Below are 18,514 nucleotides of genomic sequence, written 5' to 3' on the forward strand. Positions count from 1 at the left end.
CAGGCCAGCGCGACGCAGGATGCGCGGCCCAGTCTTCGGGAAGGAAACACATGGCCGACCTCAGCCGCCGCGGAGCCCTGATGCTAACGGGGGGCTCCCTACTGACCGGAGCGGCGGCAGCCGCCGCCCTGCCCTCCGCGGCTTCGGCGCAAGGCGTCGGCGCCCTGCCCGCCAAGACCGCGACCGGCCCGACCTGGACCAAGGGGATCGAAGGCCAGCGCAAGGCCGACCTCGGCGACGGGACCTTCCTCAATCCCATCCTGGCCGGCGACCATCCCGACCCGTCGATCCTCAAGGACGGCGACGACTACTACATGACCCACTCGTCGTTCGACGCCTATCCGGGACTGCTGATCTGGCATTCCAAGGACCTGGTGAACTGGACGCCGGTGGCGCCGACCCTGAAGACCAACATCGGCTCGGTCTGGGCGCCGGAGCTGTGCAAGCACAAGGGCCGCTACTACCTCTACATCCCCGCCAAGTTCCCCAAGAACAACACCAGCTACGTGATCTGGGCCGACAGGATCGAAGGCCCGTGGTCCGAGCCGATCGACCTGAAGCTGCCCGGCTATATCGACCCCGGCCACGTGGTCGACGAAAACGGCGAGCGCTGGCTGTTCCTGTCCGGCGGCGACCGCATCAAGCTGGCGCCGGACGGCTTGTCGACCGTCGGCAAGCCCGAACACGTCTACGACCCCTGGCGCTATCCGGACGACTGGGACGTCGAGGGCTTCTCGCCCGAAGGCCCCAAGGTGATGAAGCGCGGCGACTGGTTCTACATGATCACTGCCGTGGGCGGCACGGCCGGCCCGCCGACCGGCCACATGGTCATCGCCGCCCGCGCCAGGTCGCTGGCCGGCCCGTGGGAGAACCATCCGAAGAACCCGCTGGTCCGCACCGTCGACAACGCCGAGAAGTGGTGGTCGCGCGGCCACGCCACCCTGGTCGAGGGTCCGACGCCCGGCGACTGGTGGACGGTCTATCACGGCTACGAGAACGGCTACTGGACCCTGGGCCGCCAGACCCTGCTGGCCCCGGTCACCTGGACCAAGGACGGCTGGTTCGAGATCGGCGGCGGCGATCTGGCCAAACCCATCAAGAAACCCAAGGGCGGCAAGAGCGGCCCGCACGGCATGGCCCTGTCGGACGACTTCAGCGCCGACAAGTACGGCGTGCAGTGGAACTTCTTCGATCCCAAACCGGGCGAGCAGGACCGCATCAGCCGCGCGAACGGGGTGCTGACCCTGAAGGGCGCGGGCGAGGCCCCGTCGACGGGCTCGCCGCTGATCTTCGTCAATGGCGACCAGGCCTATGAGATCGAGTGCGAGATCGAGGTCGATCCGGAGACCCGGGCGGGGCTGATCCTGTTCTACGACCGCCAGCTCTATTGCGGCCTGGGGTTCGACACGAAGAACTTCGTCACCCACCAGTACGGCATCGAGCGCGGCCGGCCCGCCAATCCGCACGGGAGCAAGATGCTCCTGCGCCTGCGCAACACCCGCCACATCGTCGCCTTCCACACCTCGGGAGACGGCGGGGCGACCTGGAAGCGGTTCGACCGCGGCATGGAGGTCAGCGGCTACCACCACAATGTGCGCGGCGGCTTCCTGATGCTGAAGCCGGGGCTCTACGCGGCCGGCAAGGGCTCGGCGCGGTTCCGGAACTTCAAGTACCGGGCGCTGGCCTGACCGTAGATCCTCCCCCTCTGGGGGAGGTGGCCCAGAGGGCCGGAGGGGGCCAGCGCCGGCGCTAGACCCCCTCAGTCGCTCCGCGACAGCTCCCCCAGAGGGGGAGCATCTTCCCTCCCAGACCTCGGAGCTGACATGCGCCTGAAGTCCCTCCTCCTCGCCGCCGCCCTCATTGCGGCTCCACTCGCCGCCCACGCCCAGGAACCCGAGCCGCCCGTCTTCCGCGCGGTGAAGGTCGTGCTGGTCGGCGACTCCACCACCGCCGTGATCGGCGGCTGGGGTCCCAGCTTCTGCGGCCAGCACCTGACGTCGTTCGCCGCCTGCATCAACCTGGCGCGCGGCGGCCGCTCCAGCGGCAACTACCGCGCCGAGGGCTCGTGGCGCGTGGCGCTGAAGGAGATCGGCTCGGGCGGCTTCACCGACACCTACGTGCTGATCCAGTTCGGCCACAACGACCAGCCGGGCAAGCCGGGCCGCTCGACGGACCTCGCCACCGAGTTCCCGGCCAACCTCAGGCGCTATGTCGAGGAGGTGCGCGCGGCCGGCGGCAAGCCGGTGCTGGTCACGCCGCTGACCCGGCGCCAGTTCAAGGACGGCAAGCTGATCGACGATCTCGCCCCCTGGGCCGAGGCGACCCGCAAGGTCGCCGCCGAGACCGGGACGCCGCTGGTGGACCTCCACGCCAAGTCCTACGCCGCCGTCCAGGCCATGGGCGCGGCGGAAGCCACGCGCTTCGCCCAGCAGCCGCCGTCCGCCGAAGTGCTGGCCGCCGCCCGCACCGGCACCACCATCAGCGCCCAGCCGGCGGCTCCCCCGGCGCCCGGCGCGGCCCCCGCCGCCCAGGCCCAGAACAACGCCGCCGTCGAGCCGATGGGCCAGGCCAAGCTGTCGTTCGACTACACCCACCTGGGCCGCGACGGCGCCGACTACTTCTCGAAGATCGTCACCGACGAACTGGCCGTCGCCGTGCCGGCGCTGCGGCGGTATCTGGTGCCGTAGCGACAGGGGCTGGCGCTTTCCAGTTACGCGCGTAATCTGCACACATGATCCGCCCCAGCCTCGCCCTCGCCGCCCTGACGCTCGCCCTCGGCCTGGCCTCGCCGCCGCTGGCCGCCGAAAAGCCTTCGCCACGACAGGCCCAGGCCTGCGCGGCGGCCAGGACCTTGGTGGAGGACGTGTTCCGTCGGTCTACGCCGGGAAAGACGGCCTTCAGCAACGGCGCCGCCGACAGCGTCCGCCGCCTCGTCGCCGATCCGCAGCTGGATATCGCCGCCTATCCGCCTTCCCGCTGGCGTCCGGCGCAGGACGGGCCCGACATCGTCAAGCCGCCCGCCGCGGCGACCATCCGCGCCTTCAAGGCGGCGACGCCCGCCAACGCTCTCGACTGCGCGGCCGTGCGCGACGAGGCCGGGAAGCGCGGCGCCCGCCTGGACGCGACCGTCGAGGCCGTCGCCGGCCCCAAGCCGACGGGACCCTATACGCACCTGATCTACGGCCTGAGCCTGCCGGTGGTCTCGCCGGACGGAACCGAGGCCCTGGCCTATGCCGGCGTCGCCGGAGCGCCGCTGGCGGGGTTCGGCGGCCTCGTCCTCATGCGGCGCGATCCCTACGGCGACTGGCGGATCGTCGGCAGCCTGGGCCTGTGGATCTCCTAGGAGGTCTCGAAGGACGCAGGAAACGGACCCCCTACCCCAGCAGGCAGGTGAGGACCGCCTTCATCGTCTGGGCGATGGCCGTGCGGTCCTGGTCGGGGTGGTTGACGCTGCGCATCACCAGGCCGTCGAACATCGCGCCGATCATCTCGGTGCGGGCAGCGAACTCCTCGTCGCTCCATTCGGGCTTGCGGCTGCGCTCCAGCATGCTGCGGGCCAGGAGGCGCTCCTGCTCGTCGGCGGCGCGGACGATGGCGGCGACCTTGGGATTGCGCGAGGCCTCGGCCATCACCTCGAGCACCAGCGGCGCGCGGCGCGGGTCGTAGCACTTGCCCACGGCGTCATCGATGTGCTCGAGCATGGCGTCGAGCAGCGTGCCGGGCCGGCTTTCCAGCTCGGCGAACTTCTCGCGCATCTCGGCCAGGTCCTGGGCGACGATCGCCGCGACCATGGCTTCCTTGTTCTCGAAATAGCGGTAGATCTGCCCCACGCTCAGGCCGGCGGCCTTGGCGATCTCGGCCATGCTGGCGCCATGGAAGCCCGAGCGACGCACGATGTCGCAGGCCGCATCCAGAATCTGCTGCCGCCGCGCCTCGGGCGTCGGCTTGGCGCTTGAACTCACGTCGACCATCGAGGGTCTCGCTCTCCATTACATTTCCGTCAGGTCAACCGAGCCGGCCTGCCGGGGTGTTGACTTCGCCTTACCCCGGGCCTATGTCCAGCGCAATTGAGAATGAACGTTCATTCTCAAATTGTTCATCATAGGCGCGTCGTCAAGGGTCCCTCCCTCCTTGCGGCGCTCTGACGCTCCGGGGATATCCATGGCTATCAAACGTCCGCTCGCCGCTTCGGCGGTTCTTCTGGCGGCTGTCTCGCTCACCCTCGTCGCCTGCGGGCAAGGCAAGGGCGGAGCCGCGGGCGGCATGGGCGCGGGCGGTCCGACGCCCGTGGGCGTGGTGGTCGTGAAGACCGAGCCGGTGACCCTGACCAGCGAACTTCAGGGCCGCACCTCGGCCTATCTGGTCTCGGAAGTGCGTCCGCAGGTCGGCGGCATCGTGAAAGCCCGCCTGTTCCAGGAAGGCGGCTACGTCCGCGCCGGCCAGCCGCTCTATCAGATCGACCCGGCCACCTTCCAGGCGGCGGTCAACAGCGCCCAGGCGGGCCTGGCCCAGGCCCAGGCGACCTACACCGCCGCCAAGCTGAAGGCCGACCGCTACAAGGAGCTGGTCGCCGTCAACGCCGTCTCCAAGCAGGACAACGACGACGCGCAGGCCGCCGCTCAGCAAGCCGCCGCCAACGTCGCCGCCCAGAAGGCCGCCGTCGACAGCGCCCGCATCAACCTCGGCTGGACCCGCGTGGTCGCCCCGATCTCTGGCCGCATCGGCAAGAGCTCGGTGACCCCCGGCGCCCTGGTCACCGCCAGCCAGACCACGGCTCTGGCCACCATCCAGAACCTCGACAAGATCTATGTCGACCTGACCCAGTCGTCGGCCGAGCTGCTGCAATTGCAGCGCGACCTGGCCGGCGGCCAGATCGGCCGCTCGGGCTCGGCCCAGGTGACCCTGAAGCTGGAAGACGGCTCGACCTACCCGGTCGCCGGCCGCCTGGAGTTCGCCGACGTCACCGTCGACCAGACCACCGGCTCGTTCGGCCTGCGCGCCACCTTCGACAACCCGAACGGCACCCTGCTGCCGGGCATGTACGTGCGCGCCACCCTGGGCAAGGGCGTGGCCTCCAACGGCGTGCTGATCCCGCAGGCCGGCGTCAGCCGCGACCCGAAGGGCGCCGCCACCGTGACCGTCGTCAACGCCAAGGGCGCGGCCGAGACCCGTCCGATCACCGTCGGCCAGACGGTCGGCGACAAGTGGCTGGTCACCTCCGGCCTGAAGGTCGGCGACCAGGTCATCGTCGAAGGCCTGCAGAAGGTCCGTCCCGGCGCGCCCGTGAAGGCCGCCGTCATCACCGCTCAACGCTAAGGCCGGACCGTCATGTTGTCCCGTTTCTTCATCGACAGGCCCATCTTCGCGTGGGTCGTCGCGATCGTGATCATGCTGGCGGGGGCGCTCGCCATCCGCACGCTGCCGATCGCCCAGTATCCCGAGATCGCCCTGCCGCAGGTCTCGGTCTCCGCCAACTATCCCGGCGCCTCGGCCAAGACGGTCGAAGACAGCGTCACCCAGGTCATCGAACAGAAGATGAAGGGCCTGGACGGGCTGGACTACATGTCGTCGACCAGCGACAGCTCCGGCTCGGCCACCACGACCCTGACCTTCAAGGCCGGCACCGACATCGACATCGCCCAGGTGCAGGTGCAGAACAAGCTGTCGAGCGCCGAGGCCCTGCTTCCCCAAGAGGTGCAGCAGCAAGGCCTGACGGTCGCCAAGTCGGCCCGTAACTTCATGATGGTCGTCGGCCTCTATTCCGAGGACGCCAGCACCACCAACACCGACCTGGCCGACTACATCGCGTCCAACATCCAGGACCCGCTGAGCCGCGTCGACGGCGTGGGCGACGTGCAGCTGTTCGGCGCCCAGTACGCCATGCGCATCTGGCTCGACCCGAACAAGCTGGCCTCCTACAGCCTGACCCCGGCCGACGTTTCGAGCGCCATCACGGCGCAGAACGCCCAGGTCTCGGCCGGTCAGCTGGGCGGCACGCCCAACGTCCAGGGCACCGCGCTGAACGCCACGATCACGGCCCAGTCGCGCCTGCAGACGCCGGAAGAGTTCGAGAACATCATCGTCAAGAACAGCACCGGCGGCGCCATCGTCCACCTGCGCGACGTCGCCCGCGTCGAGCTGGGCGCCGAAAGCTACGTCTCGAACGCCAAGTTCAACGGCAAGCCGGCCGCCGGTCTGGCCATCAAGCTGGCCCCCGGCGCCAACGCCCTCGACACCGCCAAGGCGGTGAAGGAGCGCATGGCCCAGCTCGAGAAGAGCTTCCCGACCAGCTACCGCTACGTCGTGCCCTACGACTCCACGCCGTTCGTGGAGCTGTCGATCCACGAAGTGATCAAGACGCTGATCGAAGCGATCATCCTCGTCTTCATCGTCATGTTCCTGTTCCTGCAGAACTGGCGCGCGACCCTGATCCCGACCATCGCCGTTCCGGTCGTCCTGCTGGGCACCTTCGGCATCCTCGCGGCCTTCGGCTACTCCATCAACACCCTGACCATGTTCGGCCTGGTGCTGGCCATCGGCCTGCTCGTCGACGACGCCATCGTCGTGGTCGAGAACGTCGAGCGGGTGATGAGCGAGGAAGGGCTTTCGCCCCTCGAGGCGACCCGCAAGTCGATGACCGAGATCACCGGCGCCCTGATCGGCATCGCGCTGGTGCTGTCGGCGGTGTTCGTGCCCATGGCCTTCTTCAGCGGCTCGCAGGGCGTCATCTACCGTCAGTTCTCGATCACGATCGTCTCGGCCATGGGCCTGTCGGTCATCGTCGCCCTGATCCTGACCCCGGCCCTCTGCGCCACCATGCTGAAGCCGTCGAGCCGCGGCCACGGCGAGCCGCTCCAGACCGACCACAAGGGTCCGCTGGGCGCGATCGTCAATGTCTTCAACACCTTCTTCAACTGGTTCAACCGCAGCTTCAACGACGTCTCGGGCCGCTATCAGAACAGCGTCCGCGGCATCCTGGGCAAGAGCATCCGCTGGATGGCCATCTACGGCGCGATCATCCTGGTCATGGGCCTGCTCTTCGTCCGCCTGCCCAGCGCCTTCCTGCCGGAAGAAGACCAGGGGATCATGATCACCCTCGTCCAGCTGCCGCCGGGCGCCACCGAGGAACGCACCCAGGGCGTGCTGGACCAGGTCCGCAGCCACTTCCTGGAAGGCGAGAAGGACGCCGTCCAGTCGGTGTTCACCGTCTCGGGCTTCAGCTTCAGCGGCGCGGGCCAGAACGCCGGTCTCGCCTTCGTCCGCCTGAAGGACTTCGACAAGCGCAAGGCCGCCAACCTCAAGGCCGCGGCCGTCGCCGGTCGCGCCATGGGGGCCTTCGGCCAGATCCGCGACGCGATGGTGTTCGCCGTCGTGCCGCCGGCGGTGCCGGAACTGGGCACCTCGTCGGGCTTCGACTTCCAGCTGCAGGACATCGGCGGCGTGGGCCATGACGCCCTCACCGCCGCCCGCAACCAGGTTCTGGGCATGGCCGCCCAGGATCCCAACCTGGTCGGCGTGCGTCCCAACGGCCAGGAAGACACCCCGCAGCTGAAGATCGACATCGACCAGGCCAAGGCCGGGGCGATGGGCCTGACCACCTCGGACATCAACGCGGCCCTCAGCGCCGCGTGGGGCGGGTCGTACATCAACGACTTCGTCGACCGCGGCCGGGTCAAGAAGGTCTATCTGCAGGCCGACGCCCAGTACCGGATGAAGCCGGAAGACCTCAACAACTGGTACGTCCGCAACAGCACCGGCCAGATGGTGCCCTTCTCGGCCTTCGCCACGACCCACTGGATCTACGGCTCGCCGCGTCTGGAGCGCTACAACGGCCTGTCGTCGATGAACATCCAGGGCTCGCCGGCCCCGGGCAAGAGCTCGGGCGACGCGATGAACGCCATGGAGAAGATCGCCGCCCAACTGCCGGCCGGCATCAGCTTCGAATGGACCGGTCTGTCGGCCCAGGAACGCGAGGCGGGCAACCAGGCTCCGGCCCTGTACGCCATCTCGATCCTGGTGGTGTTCCTGCTGCTGGCCGCCCTCTACGAGAGCTGGGCGATCCCGCTGTCGGTGATCATGGTCATCCCGCTCGGCATCGTCGGCGCCCTGCTGGCGACCACCCTGCGCGGCCTGTCCAACGACATCTACTTCCAGGTGGGCCTGCTGACGACCATGGGCCTGGCGGCCAAGAACGCCATCCTGATCGTCGAGTTCGCCAAGGAGATCTACGAGCGCACCGGAAACCTGGTGGAAGCCACTCTGGAAGCCGTCCGCATCCGTCTGCGTCCGATCATCATGACCTCGCTGGCCTTCGTCTTCGGCGTTCTGCCGCTGGCGATCTCCAACGGGGCTGGATCCGGGAGCCAGCACGCGATCGGCACCGGCGTCATCGGCGGCATGCTGTCGGCGACCATCCTGGCGATCTTCTTCGTCCCGCTGTTCTTCGTGATCGTCGAACGGATCTTCAAGCCCAAGCCCCGTCACCACGACGAGGCCCCCGTTGCTCCGACCGAGAGCCACTGAGATGCTGCTTCGTAACCTGACCCTCACCCTGCTGGCGGCGAGCGCGCTTTCCGCCTGCACCCTGGCTCCCCCGCACGAGCGTCCGGCCCTGCCGGTCGCCACCACCTGGCCGACGGCTTCGGCCAACGGTTCGAGCGTGAGCGCCGGCGACCTGGCCTGGAAACAGGTCTTCGAGGATCCCCGCCTGGCGGGGACGATCGAGCTGGCGCTCGCCAACAACCGCGACCTTCGGGTCGCGGTGCTCAACATCGACAAGGCCCGGGCGACCTACCGCGTCCAGCGCGCCGACCTGCTGCCGGGCGTCAACGCCTCGCTCAGCGAGACCCGCAGCCACACCCCGGCGGCGACCTCGCAGACCGGTTCGGCGCTCGAGGTCGAGGCCTATTCGGCCGGCATCGGCGTCACCTCCTACGAGGTCGACCTGTTCGGCCGGGTCCGCAGCCTGTCGAACGTCGCCCTGCAGAGCTATCTGTCGACGGCCGAGACCGCCCGCGCGACCCAGATCAGCCTGATCGCCGAGACGGCCAACGCCTGGCTGACCCTGGCCGCCGACCAGGATCTGCTGGCCCTGGCCAAGGACACGCTGAAGAGCCGCGAGGACAGCCTTGCCCTCACCCAGCGCCAGTTCGACGCCGGCGCCGTCTCGCAGATCGACCTGCGCACCTCGCAGACCCTGGCCGAGACCGCCCGTTCGGACGTGGCGACCTACACGGCCCAGGTCGAGCAGGACAAGAACGCCCTGCGCCTGCTGGCCGGGACCGACGTGCCGGCCGACCTGCTGCCGGCCGGCGGCCTGATCACCGCGCAGATCCTCCCCGATCTGCCGGCGGGCGTGCCGTCCGACGTGCTGACCCGCCGTCCGGACGTGCTGTCGGCCGAGCACAGCCTGATGGGGGCGGAAGCCAACATCGGCGCGGCCCGCGCGGCCTTCTTCCCGCAGATCAGCCTGACGGGTTCGTACGGCAGCGCCAGCACCGACCTGGGCGACCTGTTCAAGAGCGGCGGCAAGGCCTGGAGCTTCGCGCCCAGCATCACCCTGCCGATCTTCGCCGGCGGGGCCAACAAGGCCAATCTGGACGGCGCCAAGGCCAGCCAGAAGATCGCGGTGGCGACCTACGAGAAGACCGTGCAGACGGCCTTCCGCGAGGTGGCCGACGCCCTGGCGACCCAGGCGACCATCGGCGACCGCCTGGCCGCCCAGGAACGCCTGGCCGCCGCCGCCGCCGACACCGCGCGCCTGACCAAGCTGCGCTACGACCGCGGCGTGGACAGCTCCCTGACCCTGCTGGACGCCCAGCGCACGCAGTATTCGGCCCAGCAGGGCCTGATCAACGCGCGCCTGGCCCGCGCCAGCAACCTGGTCACGCTCTACAAGGTCCTCGGCGGCGGCGCCCCCCAAAGCGGCGCTCCGAAGGCCTGAGTCAAAGGGGAGGGCTTCGGCCCTCCCCCACCAGACCCCCGCGCGACGGTGCGGGGTTGATCGCGGCGGCCACCCCCGGACACGTCGCGACCAGGAAGGGGCGCGTCACCCCCCCAATCCCAGGCGCGCCCCTTCCACCCCTTCCCCTTCATTTCCAATCGATCCTGCCTCCAGCCGCTCATGCAGGCTGTCGAGCCAGCGGACGCAGGCCGTCCGGATCGCGACATCCACCTCCGCGCGCTTGCCCGCCCCGTCAGGACGGAAGACCCGGCCGGCCGCCTTGGCGTCGATCGCCGCGGCCGCGCCGATCGCCTCGGCCTCTTCCTTGGTCGGCGTCCAGCCAAAGTGCGGCAGGATCCGCTCGGCCACCGCCGCCGGCAGCGCCTCGTAGCCGATCAGCAGCCCCGCCCCGTCGCGCGCCTTGGCCGCCAGCATCGCCTCGCCGATCGCCGCCAGCACCCGCGCGCGATAGTCGGCGTCGGGAACGGCCGGCTCGTCCAGGCCGAACACCGACGGCGCCACCACCTGCGGGACCATCTGCATGCCCACGTCCCGGGCATGCGAGACCAGCACCTCCTCCGGCGCGCGGTGCAGGTGGACCCACGGCGTTCGCGGGAAGGCCTCGCGGAACAGGTCGAACGTCATCGCGTGCCAGCAGTCGAGCTTGAGGAACAGCCGCGCATCGCCTGCGCCGCGCGGACGCCCCAGGGCGGCGACCACGCCGCGCAACAGCACGACCCGCCGCGCCCACGGCAGCCCGGAACGGACCACCGCGTCGATCGGCGCGGCCTCCGACAGCACGGTCGAGCCCTGCGCCGCGCCCAGCATCCGCCCCACCAGGGTCGAGCCGCAGCGTGACATGTGGAAGACGAGGCCGTCCGGCGCCGGTCCCGCCAGTCCCTCCAGCGCCGCCAGCGGCGTGCGCAGGCGCAGGAAGCGGTTCAGGGGCGAGGAGCGCACCGGCGGCAGGCTCTCGCCGAAGAACGACTCCGTCAGCCGCCGCGCCCCGAAGAAGGCCCAGTCGACCGCGTCCTCGCCCGGGGCGACGGCGATCGGCAGCCAACCGGCCGGCGGGGCGACGGGGCGGTGCACGAACAGCCGCTGTTCCAGGCGCTCGCTGGCGACGGCGTCCGGCGAAGCCAGGCCCCAGTCAGCGGCGAGCCTCTCCAAAGCCGCGCTGAAATCCGCATCGCGAAACAGCCCCGCCAGGTCCGCGCAGGCGCCCGGCTCGCTGAGCAGGCGCTCGATCAGGGCCTCGCCCTCTGGAAGTTGCACGCCTGGACCCGGCCCTTGTCGGTTGAGAAGCGGCACAATAGGCTCGGGCGATGAGATTGCCAGACCGCCTTCGCCTGCCGCTGACCTTCGATCCCGGCCGGCTGCGCGCGGACCTCGAGACCCTGGCCGCCTCCACCGACTGGATCGCCCACTTCGTGAAGCAGAACTACGAGGGCGACTGGAGCGTCATCCCCCTGCGCAGCAAGGCCGGCGCGACCCATCCGGTGATGATGATCTATTCCGACCCCGAGGCCACGGAGTTCGAGGACACCCCGTTCCTGGCCCCCTGCCCCTATTTCCGCGAGGTGATCGCCGCCTTCCCGATGCCGGTCACCAGCGCCCGGCTGATGAAGCTGGCGGCCGGCTCGGTGATCAAGACCCACACCGACCTCGAGCTCGACGCCGAGTCGACCCACGTGCGCTTCCACGTGCCGGTCGTCACCAACCCCGACGTCGACTTCCGCCTCAACGACCGCCGCGTGGTCATGGAAGCCGGCAGCGCCTGGTACCTCAAGCTCTCCGACCCCCACAGCGTCGCCAACCGCGGGACGGAAGACCGCGTGCACCTGGTCATCGACGGCCGGGTCGACGACTGGGTGCGGGGGTTGTTCGCGCAACCGCTCCCCTCTCCCCTTGCGGGAGAGGGTGGCCCGCGCAGCGGGTCGGGTGAGGGGTCGAAAGCCCTCTCCGCTGCGACAGCCGACCGACCAGGCGCGGTCGTCGAGGTCTGAGAGACCCCTCATCCGTCGACCTTCGGTCGCCACCTTCTCCCGCAAGGGAAGAAGGATCCTGGCTACGCCCCCAGCAACGTGAACTGCGCGTTCAGCCCGTCCACCGAGCTGTTGGCCACCCACAGGTCGAACAGCCCCGGCTCGGCGATCCAGCCGTTCTCGCCGTAGAAGGCCAGGCTCCCGCGCTGCAGGACGAAGGTCACCTCCCGGGTCTCGCCGGGCCTCAAGTCCACCCGCGTGAAGCGCTTGAGCTCGCGCACCGGCCGCGTGCGGCTGGCCACCCGGTCGCGGACATAGAGCTGCACCACGTGGGTCCCGGCCAGCTTGCCGGTGTTCTTCACCTTGGCGGTGATCCGCAGCGGCTCGTTCCAGGCCAGGCTGGTCGTCGACAGCTTCAGGTCCGACAGGGCGAAGGTCGTGTAGGAAAGCCCGTGGCCGAACGGATAGAGCGCCTCGTTCTTCACCGTCCGCCAGCGGGCCTTGTACTCCTGGATCTCGCTGTCGGCGGGCGCGGGGCGACCCGTGGTGCGGTGATTGTAGGCGTAGGGCTGCTGGCCGCTCTCGTACGGAAAGCTGACCGGCAGGCGGCCCGAGGGGTTCACCGTCCCGAACACCACGTCGGCCACGGCGTGGCCGGTCTCGGTGCCCAGGAACCAGGTGGCCAGGATCGCCGGGGCGTTCTTGACCGCCCCGTCCAGCACCAGGGCCCGGCCGTGACGCAGCAGCACGACGGTGGGCTTGCCGACGGCGGCCACGGCCTCGGCCAGCAGCATCTGGGGTCGCGGAACGCCGATGTCGGTGCGCGATTGGGCCTCGCCCGACATGTTCTGGCCCTCGCCGATCGCCAGCACGACGATGTCGGCGCTCTGGGCCGCGGCCACGGCCGCCTCGATCCCGCCGCGGATCGAGGCCTCGACCTCGCAGCCCTTGGCGGTGCGCAGGAGGTTCGGATCCTCCAGCGCCTGGCGGAAGCCGGAGGCCAGATCCACGCCCAGGCTCTTGTCGCCGAAGAAGGCCCACGGTCCCAGGATGTTGTCGCGGTCCTCGGCGAAGGGGCCGATCAGGGCGATGCGCTTGCCCGATCGCGGCAGCGGCAAGAGGTTCCCGTCGTTCTTCAGCAGCACGATCGAGCGGCCGCCGGCCTCGCGGCTGAGGGCGCGCATCTGCGGCGTCGCCGTGCGGGCGGCCTGGGCCTTGGGGTCGATCGAGCGGAACGGCTGATCGAACAGGCCGATGGCCTCCTTCAGCATCAGCACCCGGCGCACGGCCTGGTCGACCACCGCGATCGGCACCGCGCCGCTGGCCACCAGCTCGGGCAGGTAGCGGCTGTAGAGCCCGCTCTGCATGCTGATGTCGACGCCGGCCAGGATCGCCAGCCGCGCGGCGTCGCGGTCATCGGCGGCGTAACCGTGGGCCACCAGCTCCTGGTCGGCGGTGTAGTCGGAGATCACCACGCCGCGGAACTTCCACTCGCCGCGCAGCAGGTCGGTCAGCAGGGCCTTGTTGGCCGTGGCCGGCACGCCGTTGATGTCGTTGAAGGCCGACATGGCCGTCAGGCACCCGGCCTCGAAGGCGGCCTGGAACGGCGGCAGGTGCACCTCCCGCAGCGTCGCCTCGGAGATCTCGACGGTGTTGTAGTCCATGCCCGCGGCCACCGCGCCGTAGGCGGCGAAGTGCTTGGCGCAGGCCAGCATCGAATCCGGCGACTTCAGGTCCGGTCCCTGGAAGCCGCGCACCCGGGCCTGGGCCAGCGCCTCGCCCAAGAACACATCCTCGCCCGAGCCCTCGGCCACCCGGCCCCAGCGCTCGTCGCGGGCCACGTCGACCATCGGCGCGAAGGTCCAATGCAGGCCGTGGGCCGTGGCCTCCTGCGCGGCCGCGCGGGCGGTCCGCTCGGCCAGCGGCGGGTCGAAGGACGCCGCCTCGGCCAGCGGGATCGGATAGACGGTCTTGAAGCCGTGGATGACGTCGGCCGCCAGCAGCAGCGGGATCCCCAGCCGCGAATGCTCCACCGCCGCCGTCTGGGCCAGCAGGGCGCCCTCGACGCCGACGCCGTTCATCAGCGTGCCGATCTTGCCCGCCCGGGTCTCTGCCAGCAGCTGCTGGGTGTTGCGCAGGTTCACCGCCGGGTTCATGTCGCCCACCGGCGGGCGGATCATGTCGGCGTAGCAGGACAGCTGCCCGGCCTTCTCCTCGATGGTCATCTGGGCGATCAGCGCCTCGACGCGATCAGAGCCCCGGCCTTGCGCCGCCGCCTTGCCGGCCAGGGCCAGCCCCGCGATCCCGGCGCCGCCCGCCATCAGTCCGCGACGGCTGATCCCTTCAAGCCGCGCCTCACGCCGATCCATAGAATCCCTTCCGACTGACCTTTCGGCGGGCAACCTCGCCGAGGACGGCCCGCCGCGCAACGCCTCGCAACCTGCCAGGCGAGCCCATTCCGAACTTGAACCGTCCGCTTGCGTTATCAGTCTGGCTGAAGGGAGACACGACCATGACCGCCCAATGGCGCATCGAGATCCGACTGGGCGAAGGCCACGCCCCCCTGCGCAGCGTGCTGGTCGAGGCCGACACCGAGGTCGAGGCCCTGCGCCAGGTGCTCGAAGAGGCCGAACGCGACCACGTCGCCGCCGAGGAGCTGCTGCTCGACGGCCAGGAAGAGGTGTTCTCCCGCACCGAGGTCAGCGAGGGTCACGTCAAGCATCAGGGCGAGGCCTGAGGCGTCGCCGAAGGGTTGAGGCGCTCGGTCGCCACAACTTCGTTGACAGCGTTGTCAAAGCATAGTGCTCTCCCAGCCCAACGACCGCATTCGACGATCGAGGGAGGCCCATGCACGACGCCCAGGCAAACAGCGCCCAAGGACCCAGCCGCCGCGCCCTGCTGGCCGCCGCCGCGCTGGGCCTCGCCCCCGCCCTCCCCGCCCTCGCCGCCGACCAGGAGGCTCGCGTCCGGTCGCTGCTGAAGCAGATGACCCTCGACGAGAAGATCGGCCAGACCCACCAGCCGGCCGGCGGGCGGCAGAAGGCGCTCAATTCCAAGATCGACGCCACGGCGCTGGACCTCGTCCGCAAGGGCGGGGTCGGCTCGTACCTGCACGTGGCCGGGGCGGCGTTCCTGCGCGAGCTGCAACGCACGGCGGTCGAGGAGTCGCGGCTGAAGATTCCGCTGCTGTTCGCCATCGACGTGGTGCACGGCTTTCGCACCCTCTACCCCGTGCCCCTGGCCATGGCGGCGACCTTCGATCCGGAGATCGTGCGGGCGACGGCGCGGATGGCGGCGGTGGAGACGGCGGTCAGCGGCCTGCACTGGACCTTCGCCCCGATGGTCGACATCGCCCGCGACCCGCGCTGGGGCCGCATCGTCGAGGGGGCCGGCGAGGACCCCTATCTCGGCTCGGTGATGGCGACGGCCCAGGTGCGCGGCTTCCAGGGCGAAGGCCTGTCGAGCAAGGACTCCATCCTGGCCTGCGCCAAGCACTTCGGGGCCTATGGCGCGGCGGCCGGCGGGCGCGACTACGACGCCGCCGAGCTTTCGGACCGCACGCTGAACGAGGTCTATCTGCCGCCGTTTCACGCCGCCGCGAAAGCCGGCGCGGGCACGATGATGACCGCCTTCAACGACCTGAACGGCGCGCCGACCACCGCCAACGCCGCCCTGGTGCGCGGCGTTCTGAAGACCCAGTGGACCTGGCCGGGCCTGGTGGTCAGCGACTGGAACGCCATCCTCGAACTGATCAACCACGGGATCGCCGAGACCCCGGTCCAGGCCGCCGCCCTGGCCCTGAAGGCCGGGGTCGACATGGACATGGCCAGCGGCGTCTACGCCGCCCACCTGAAGACCGCGATCGCCGCCGATCCGTCGCTGGCTCCCCTGCTCGACCAGGCCGTGATCCGGATCCTGACCGCCAAGATGCGGCTCGGTTTGTTCGACGACCCCTACCGCTTCGGCGATGTCGAGCGAGAGAAGACGGTGTTCCTCAGCCCGCCGCACCGCGCCATCGCCCGCGAGGCGGCGCGCAAGGCCGTGGTGCTGCTGAAGAACGACGGCGGCCTGCTGCCCATCGCCCCCGCCAAGAAGAAGATCGCCGTCATCGGCGCCCTGGCGACCGACAACCTCTCGCAGCTCGGCTCATGGAAGGCGCGCGGCCAGGCCGCCGACGTCGCCCCGCTGCTGCCCGCCCTGCAAGCCGCGGCCCCGGCGGGAACCGAGATCGTCCATGTCGCCGGCGCCTCGCCGCGCAGTCTTGATGAAAGCGGCATCCCCGCCGCCGTCGAGGCCGCCAGGGCCGCCGACCTCGTGCTGCTGATGGTCGGCGAGGACTTCGACCACAGCGGCGAGTCCCGCAGCCGCTCGGACCTGTCGCTGCCCGGCGCGCAAAGCGCCCTGGCCCGCGCCGTGCTGGCGACCGGCAAGCCCGTGGTCGTGCTGCTGCCGTCAGGCCGTCCACTGGTCGCGCCCGAGGTGCTGGAGAAGGCGCCGGCGGTGCTGGCGACATGGTTCCTCGGCGTCGAGGCGGGGCCGGCCCTGGCCGACATCCTGTTCGGCAAGGCAGCCCCCGGCGGCCGCCTGCCGGTCGGCTTCCCGCGCGCCACGGGCCAGTCGCCGACCTTCTACGCCCACACGCCCAGCGGCCGCCCGGCCGATCCGGATCTGGCCAAGGACACCGCCCGCTACCACGACGTCGACATCGGCCCGCTGTTTCCGTTCGGCCATGGCCTGAGCTACGCGCCCTTCGCCTATTCCGACCTGGCGCTCGACCGCGAGACCGTCGCCCCCGGCGGCGCGGTGAAGATCGCCCTGACCGTGGCCAACACCGGCTCGGTCGCCGCCGACGAGGTGGTGCAGCTCTATGTGCGCGACCCGGTCGCCAGCGTCGCCCGGCCGGTCAAGGAGCTGCGCGGCTTCATCCGTGTGACCCTGGGGCCCGGCGAGAAGAAGCGCATCGCCTTCACCCTGTCGCCCGCCCAGCTGGCGATCTGGAGCCCGACGGGCTGGGTGATCGAGGCCGGCAAGGTCGAGGTGATGATCGGCTCGTCATCGGCCGACATCCGCCTGCGCGGGGCCTTCACCATCACCGCGCCCGGCAAGGGCCGCGATCCGGCGACGGCGATCCTGACGCCCGTGAGCGTAGCGTGAGCGGCCCGCTCTGGACCCTGCTGGTCGTCGCCGCCGGGGTGGCCCTGGTGGTGTTCGCCACGCTGAAACTGCGCCTGCCGGCCTTCTTCGCCTTGTTGCTGACCGCCATCGCCGCCGGGATCGCCTTCGGGGCCGAGCCGGTCAGCGTGCTGGCTTCGGTGAAGAAGGGCGCGGGCGAGGCCCTGGGGTTCGTGGCGGTGATCCTGGGCCTGGGCTCGATCTTCGGCGCCCTCCTGGAAGCCGGCGGCGGGGTCGGCGTCATGGCCCGCGCCCTGCTCGACCGCTTCGGCGTGCGGCGCGCGCCCTGGGCCCTGGCGACGATCGGGATCCTGGTGGGCATTCCCCTCTTCTTCGACGTCGCCCTGATCATCCTGGCCCCGCTGATGCTGGGCGTGGCCCAGCGCTCGGGCAAGGCCGTGGCCTTCGTCGCCCTGCCGGTGCTGGCGGGCCTGGCGGTGATGCACGGCCTGCTGCCGCCGCATCCCGGCCCAGTCGCCGCCGCCGAACTGCTGCACGCCGACTATGGCCGCATCGCTCTCTGGGGCCTGGCCTGCGGGATCCCGGCCGTGCTGGTCGCAGGCCCGCTCTACGCCCTGGCCGCTTTCCGCAAGGGATCCTACGTCGCGCCGGAGACCTCTCCGGTAGCGGACGACGGCGCCGCCGACGTCCTGATCGGCCTGTGGCCGGCCCTGGTCGGCATGCTGGCGCCGCTCGTCCTGATCGTCGCCGGCGCCGTGGCCCACGCCGCCCTGCCGCAGGGACCGGTCCGAACGGGGCTGGAGTTCTTCGGCCACCCGTTCGTCGCCCTGGCCGTGGCCTGCGGCTACGCCTGGGTGCTGCTGCGCCGACGCGGCGTCGAGCGGCAGCGGCTGCTGGTCATCGCCGGCCGGGCGCTGGAGCCGGCCGGAGCCATCGCCCTGGTCATCGGGGCCGGGGCGGCCTTCAAGCAGGTGCTGATCGACAGCGGCGCCGGCGCCCATCTGACCGCCGCCGTCGAGGGCGCCCGGCTCTCCCCGCTGGTCTTCGGCTTTCTGATCGCGGCGATCATGCGCATCGCCCAGGGCTCGGCCACGGTGGCCATGGTCGCCGCCGCCGGCCTCGCCGCCCCGCTGGCGACGGCGGCGGGCCTGGACGCCAACCAGGTCGCCCTGGTGGTGATCGGCATCGGCGCGGGCGCGACCGTGGTCAGCCACGTCAACGACGCGGGGTTCTGGCTGGTCGGCCAGTACCTGGGCCTGTCGGAGACCGAGACGTTCAGGAGCTGGACGGTGGCCTCGACGATGGCGGGGCTCGTGGCTTTCGCGGCGGCGGCCTTGGCGTCGGCGCTGGTGTGACGCTCCCTCCACCGTAAAACCCCCGCGAAAGCGGGGGTCCAGGCTTTTTCTGAAACGCGTGGCGCTCGACGATAAAACACCTGGGTCCCCGCTTTCGC

Annotated in this window: 13 protein-coding genes; 10 read left to right on the top strand and 3 right to left on the bottom strand. The window is 70.4% G+C overall.

The genetic code is table 11. The annotated features are described in order from the left end of the window. Positions 1–50: 50 nt before the first annotated feature. From AC1RRS_RS23560 to AC1RRS_RS23570, 3 genes are all read left to right on the top strand, one after another. Entirely contained in the window at positions 51–1,688 is a 1,638-nt protein-coding gene (locus AC1RRS_RS23560) for a family 43 glycosylhydrolase (RefSeq protein ID WP_492857313.1), read from the top strand. A gap of 135 nt (positions 1,689–1,823) precedes the next feature. Further along, positions 1,824–2,687 (top strand): rhamnogalacturonan acetylesterase, encoded by an 864-nt coding sequence (locus AC1RRS_RS23565; protein ID WP_492857314.1) that lies wholly within the window; start codon positions 1,824–1,826, stop codon positions 2,685–2,687. A gap of 44 nt (positions 2,688–2,731) precedes the next feature. Next, positions 2,732–3,343: a hypothetical protein gene (locus tag AC1RRS_RS23570; RefSeq protein ID WP_492857315.1), complete on the top strand. Its 612-nt coding sequence runs from the start codon at positions 2,732–2,734 to the stop codon at positions 3,341–3,343. Positions 3,344–3,374: 31 nt separating this feature from the next. Here the strand turns inward: AC1RRS_RS23570 and AC1RRS_RS23575 are convergent, their stop codons facing one another. Beyond that, the gene (locus AC1RRS_RS23575; RefSeq protein WP_110119296.1) at positions 3,375–3,971 is read right to left on the bottom strand and encodes a TetR/AcrR family transcriptional regulator; all 597 of its coding nucleotides are present in this window, start codon (positions 3,969–3,971) and stop codon (positions 3,375–3,377) included. 190 nt (positions 3,972–4,161) lie between these two features. Between AC1RRS_RS23575 and AC1RRS_RS23580 the strand changes: the two genes are divergently transcribed. Genes AC1RRS_RS23580 through AC1RRS_RS23590 form a run of 3 tightly spaced genes read left to right on the top strand, consistent with a single transcriptional unit; the run spans position 4,162 to position 9,943 of the window. Next, entirely contained in the window at positions 4,162–5,316 is a 1,155-nt protein-coding gene (locus AC1RRS_RS23580; RefSeq protein WP_492857317.1) for an efflux RND transporter periplasmic adaptor subunit, read from the top strand. 12 nt (positions 5,317–5,328) lie between these two features. After that, positions 5,329–8,523 (top strand): efflux RND transporter permease subunit, encoded by a 3,195-nt coding sequence (locus AC1RRS_RS23585; protein WP_492857318.1) that lies wholly within the window; start codon positions 5,329–5,331, stop codon positions 8,521–8,523. 1 nt (position 8,524) lies between these two features. Continuing rightward, entirely contained in the window at positions 8,525–9,943 is a 1,419-nt protein-coding gene (locus AC1RRS_RS23590) for an efflux transporter outer membrane subunit (RefSeq protein WP_492857319.1), read from the top strand. A 105-nt stretch (positions 9,944–10,048) separates the two neighbouring features. Here AC1RRS_RS23590 and AC1RRS_RS23595 read toward each other — a convergent pair whose 3' ends face one another. Next, positions 10,049–11,218, bottom strand: a complete 1,170-nt coding sequence (locus AC1RRS_RS23595; protein ID WP_492857320.1) for an aspartyl beta-hydroxylase — start codon at positions 11,216–11,218, stop codon at positions 10,049–10,051. Positions 11,219–11,274: 56 nt separating this feature from the next. Here AC1RRS_RS23595 and AC1RRS_RS23600 point away from each other — a divergent pair, with 56 nt between their 5' ends. Beyond that, entirely contained in the window at positions 11,275–11,949 is a 675-nt protein-coding gene (locus AC1RRS_RS23600) for an aspartyl/asparaginyl beta-hydroxylase domain-containing protein (RefSeq protein ID WP_492857321.1), read from the top strand. 62 nt (positions 11,950–12,011) lie between these two features. On the opposite strand, the gene AC1RRS_RS23605 is transcribed toward AC1RRS_RS23600, so the two are convergent. After that, positions 12,012–14,297: a glycoside hydrolase family 3 N-terminal domain-containing protein gene (locus AC1RRS_RS23605; RefSeq protein ID WP_492857322.1), complete on the bottom strand. Its 2,286-nt coding sequence runs from the start codon at positions 14,295–14,297 to the stop codon at positions 12,012–12,014. Between the two features lie 143 nt (positions 14,298–14,440). On the opposite strand from AC1RRS_RS23605, the gene AC1RRS_RS23610 reads away from it, so the two are divergent. The 3 genes from AC1RRS_RS23610 to AC1RRS_RS23620 all read left to right on the top strand — a co-directional run bounded on the left by AC1RRS_RS23610 (position 14,441) and on the right by AC1RRS_RS23620 (position 18,416). Next, positions 14,441–14,665: a hypothetical protein gene (locus AC1RRS_RS23610; RefSeq protein ID WP_492857323.1), complete on the top strand. Its 225-nt coding sequence runs from the start codon at positions 14,441–14,443 to the stop codon at positions 14,663–14,665. A 110-nt stretch (positions 14,666–14,775) separates the two neighbouring features. After that, the gene (locus tag AC1RRS_RS23615; protein WP_492857325.1) at positions 14,776–17,082 is read left to right on the top strand and encodes a glycoside hydrolase family 3 N-terminal domain-containing protein; all 2,307 of its coding nucleotides are present in this window, start codon (positions 14,776–14,778) and stop codon (positions 17,080–17,082) included. Further along, entirely contained in the window at positions 17,079–18,416 is a 1,338-nt protein-coding gene (locus tag AC1RRS_RS23620) for a GntP family permease (protein ID WP_492857326.1), read from the top strand. Before AC1RRS_RS23615 ends, AC1RRS_RS23620 begins: the two co-directional genes overlap by 4 nt. The last annotated feature ends 98 nt before the right edge of the window (positions 18,417–18,514 follow it).

This window comes from Caulobacter sp. GW821-FHT12A07, from assembly GCF_058807655.1.

What these genes read in the sequence shown, in the direction of transcription:
- AC1RRS_RS23560 (WP_492857313.1), top strand. Translation starts at nt 51, where the DNA reads ATGGCCGACCTCAGCCGCCGCGGAGCCCTGATGCTAACGGGGGGCTCC.
- AC1RRS_RS23565 (WP_492857314.1), top strand. Translation starts at nt 1,824, where the DNA reads ATGCGCCTGAAGTCCCTCCTCCTCGCCGCCGCCCTCATTGCGGCTCCA.
- AC1RRS_RS23570 (WP_492857315.1), top strand. Translation starts at nt 2,732, where the DNA reads ATGATCCGCCCCAGCCTCGCCCTCGCCGCCCTGACGCTCGCCCTCGGC.
- AC1RRS_RS23575 (WP_110119296.1), bottom strand. Translation starts at nt 3,971, where the DNA reads ATGGTCGACGTGAGTTCAAGCGCCAAGCCGACGCCCGAGGCGCGGCGG.
- AC1RRS_RS23580 (WP_492857317.1), top strand. Translation starts at nt 4,162, where the DNA reads ATGGCTATCAAACGTCCGCTCGCCGCTTCGGCGGTTCTTCTGGCGGCT.
- AC1RRS_RS23585 (WP_492857318.1), top strand. Translation starts at nt 5,329, where the DNA reads ATGTTGTCCCGTTTCTTCATCGACAGGCCCATCTTCGCGTGGGTCGTC.
- AC1RRS_RS23590 (WP_492857319.1), top strand. Translation starts at nt 8,525, where the DNA reads ATGCTGCTTCGTAACCTGACCCTCACCCTGCTGGCGGCGAGCGCGCTT.
- AC1RRS_RS23605 (WP_492857322.1), bottom strand. Translation starts at nt 14,297, where the DNA reads ATGGATCGGCGTGAGGCGCGGCTTGAAGGGATCAGCCGTCGCGGACTG.
- AC1RRS_RS23610 (WP_492857323.1), top strand. Translation starts at nt 14,441, where the DNA reads ATGACCGCCCAATGGCGCATCGAGATCCGACTGGGCGAAGGCCACGCC.
- AC1RRS_RS23615 (WP_492857325.1), top strand. Translation starts at nt 14,776, where the DNA reads ATGCACGACGCCCAGGCAAACAGCGCCCAAGGACCCAGCCGCCGCGCC.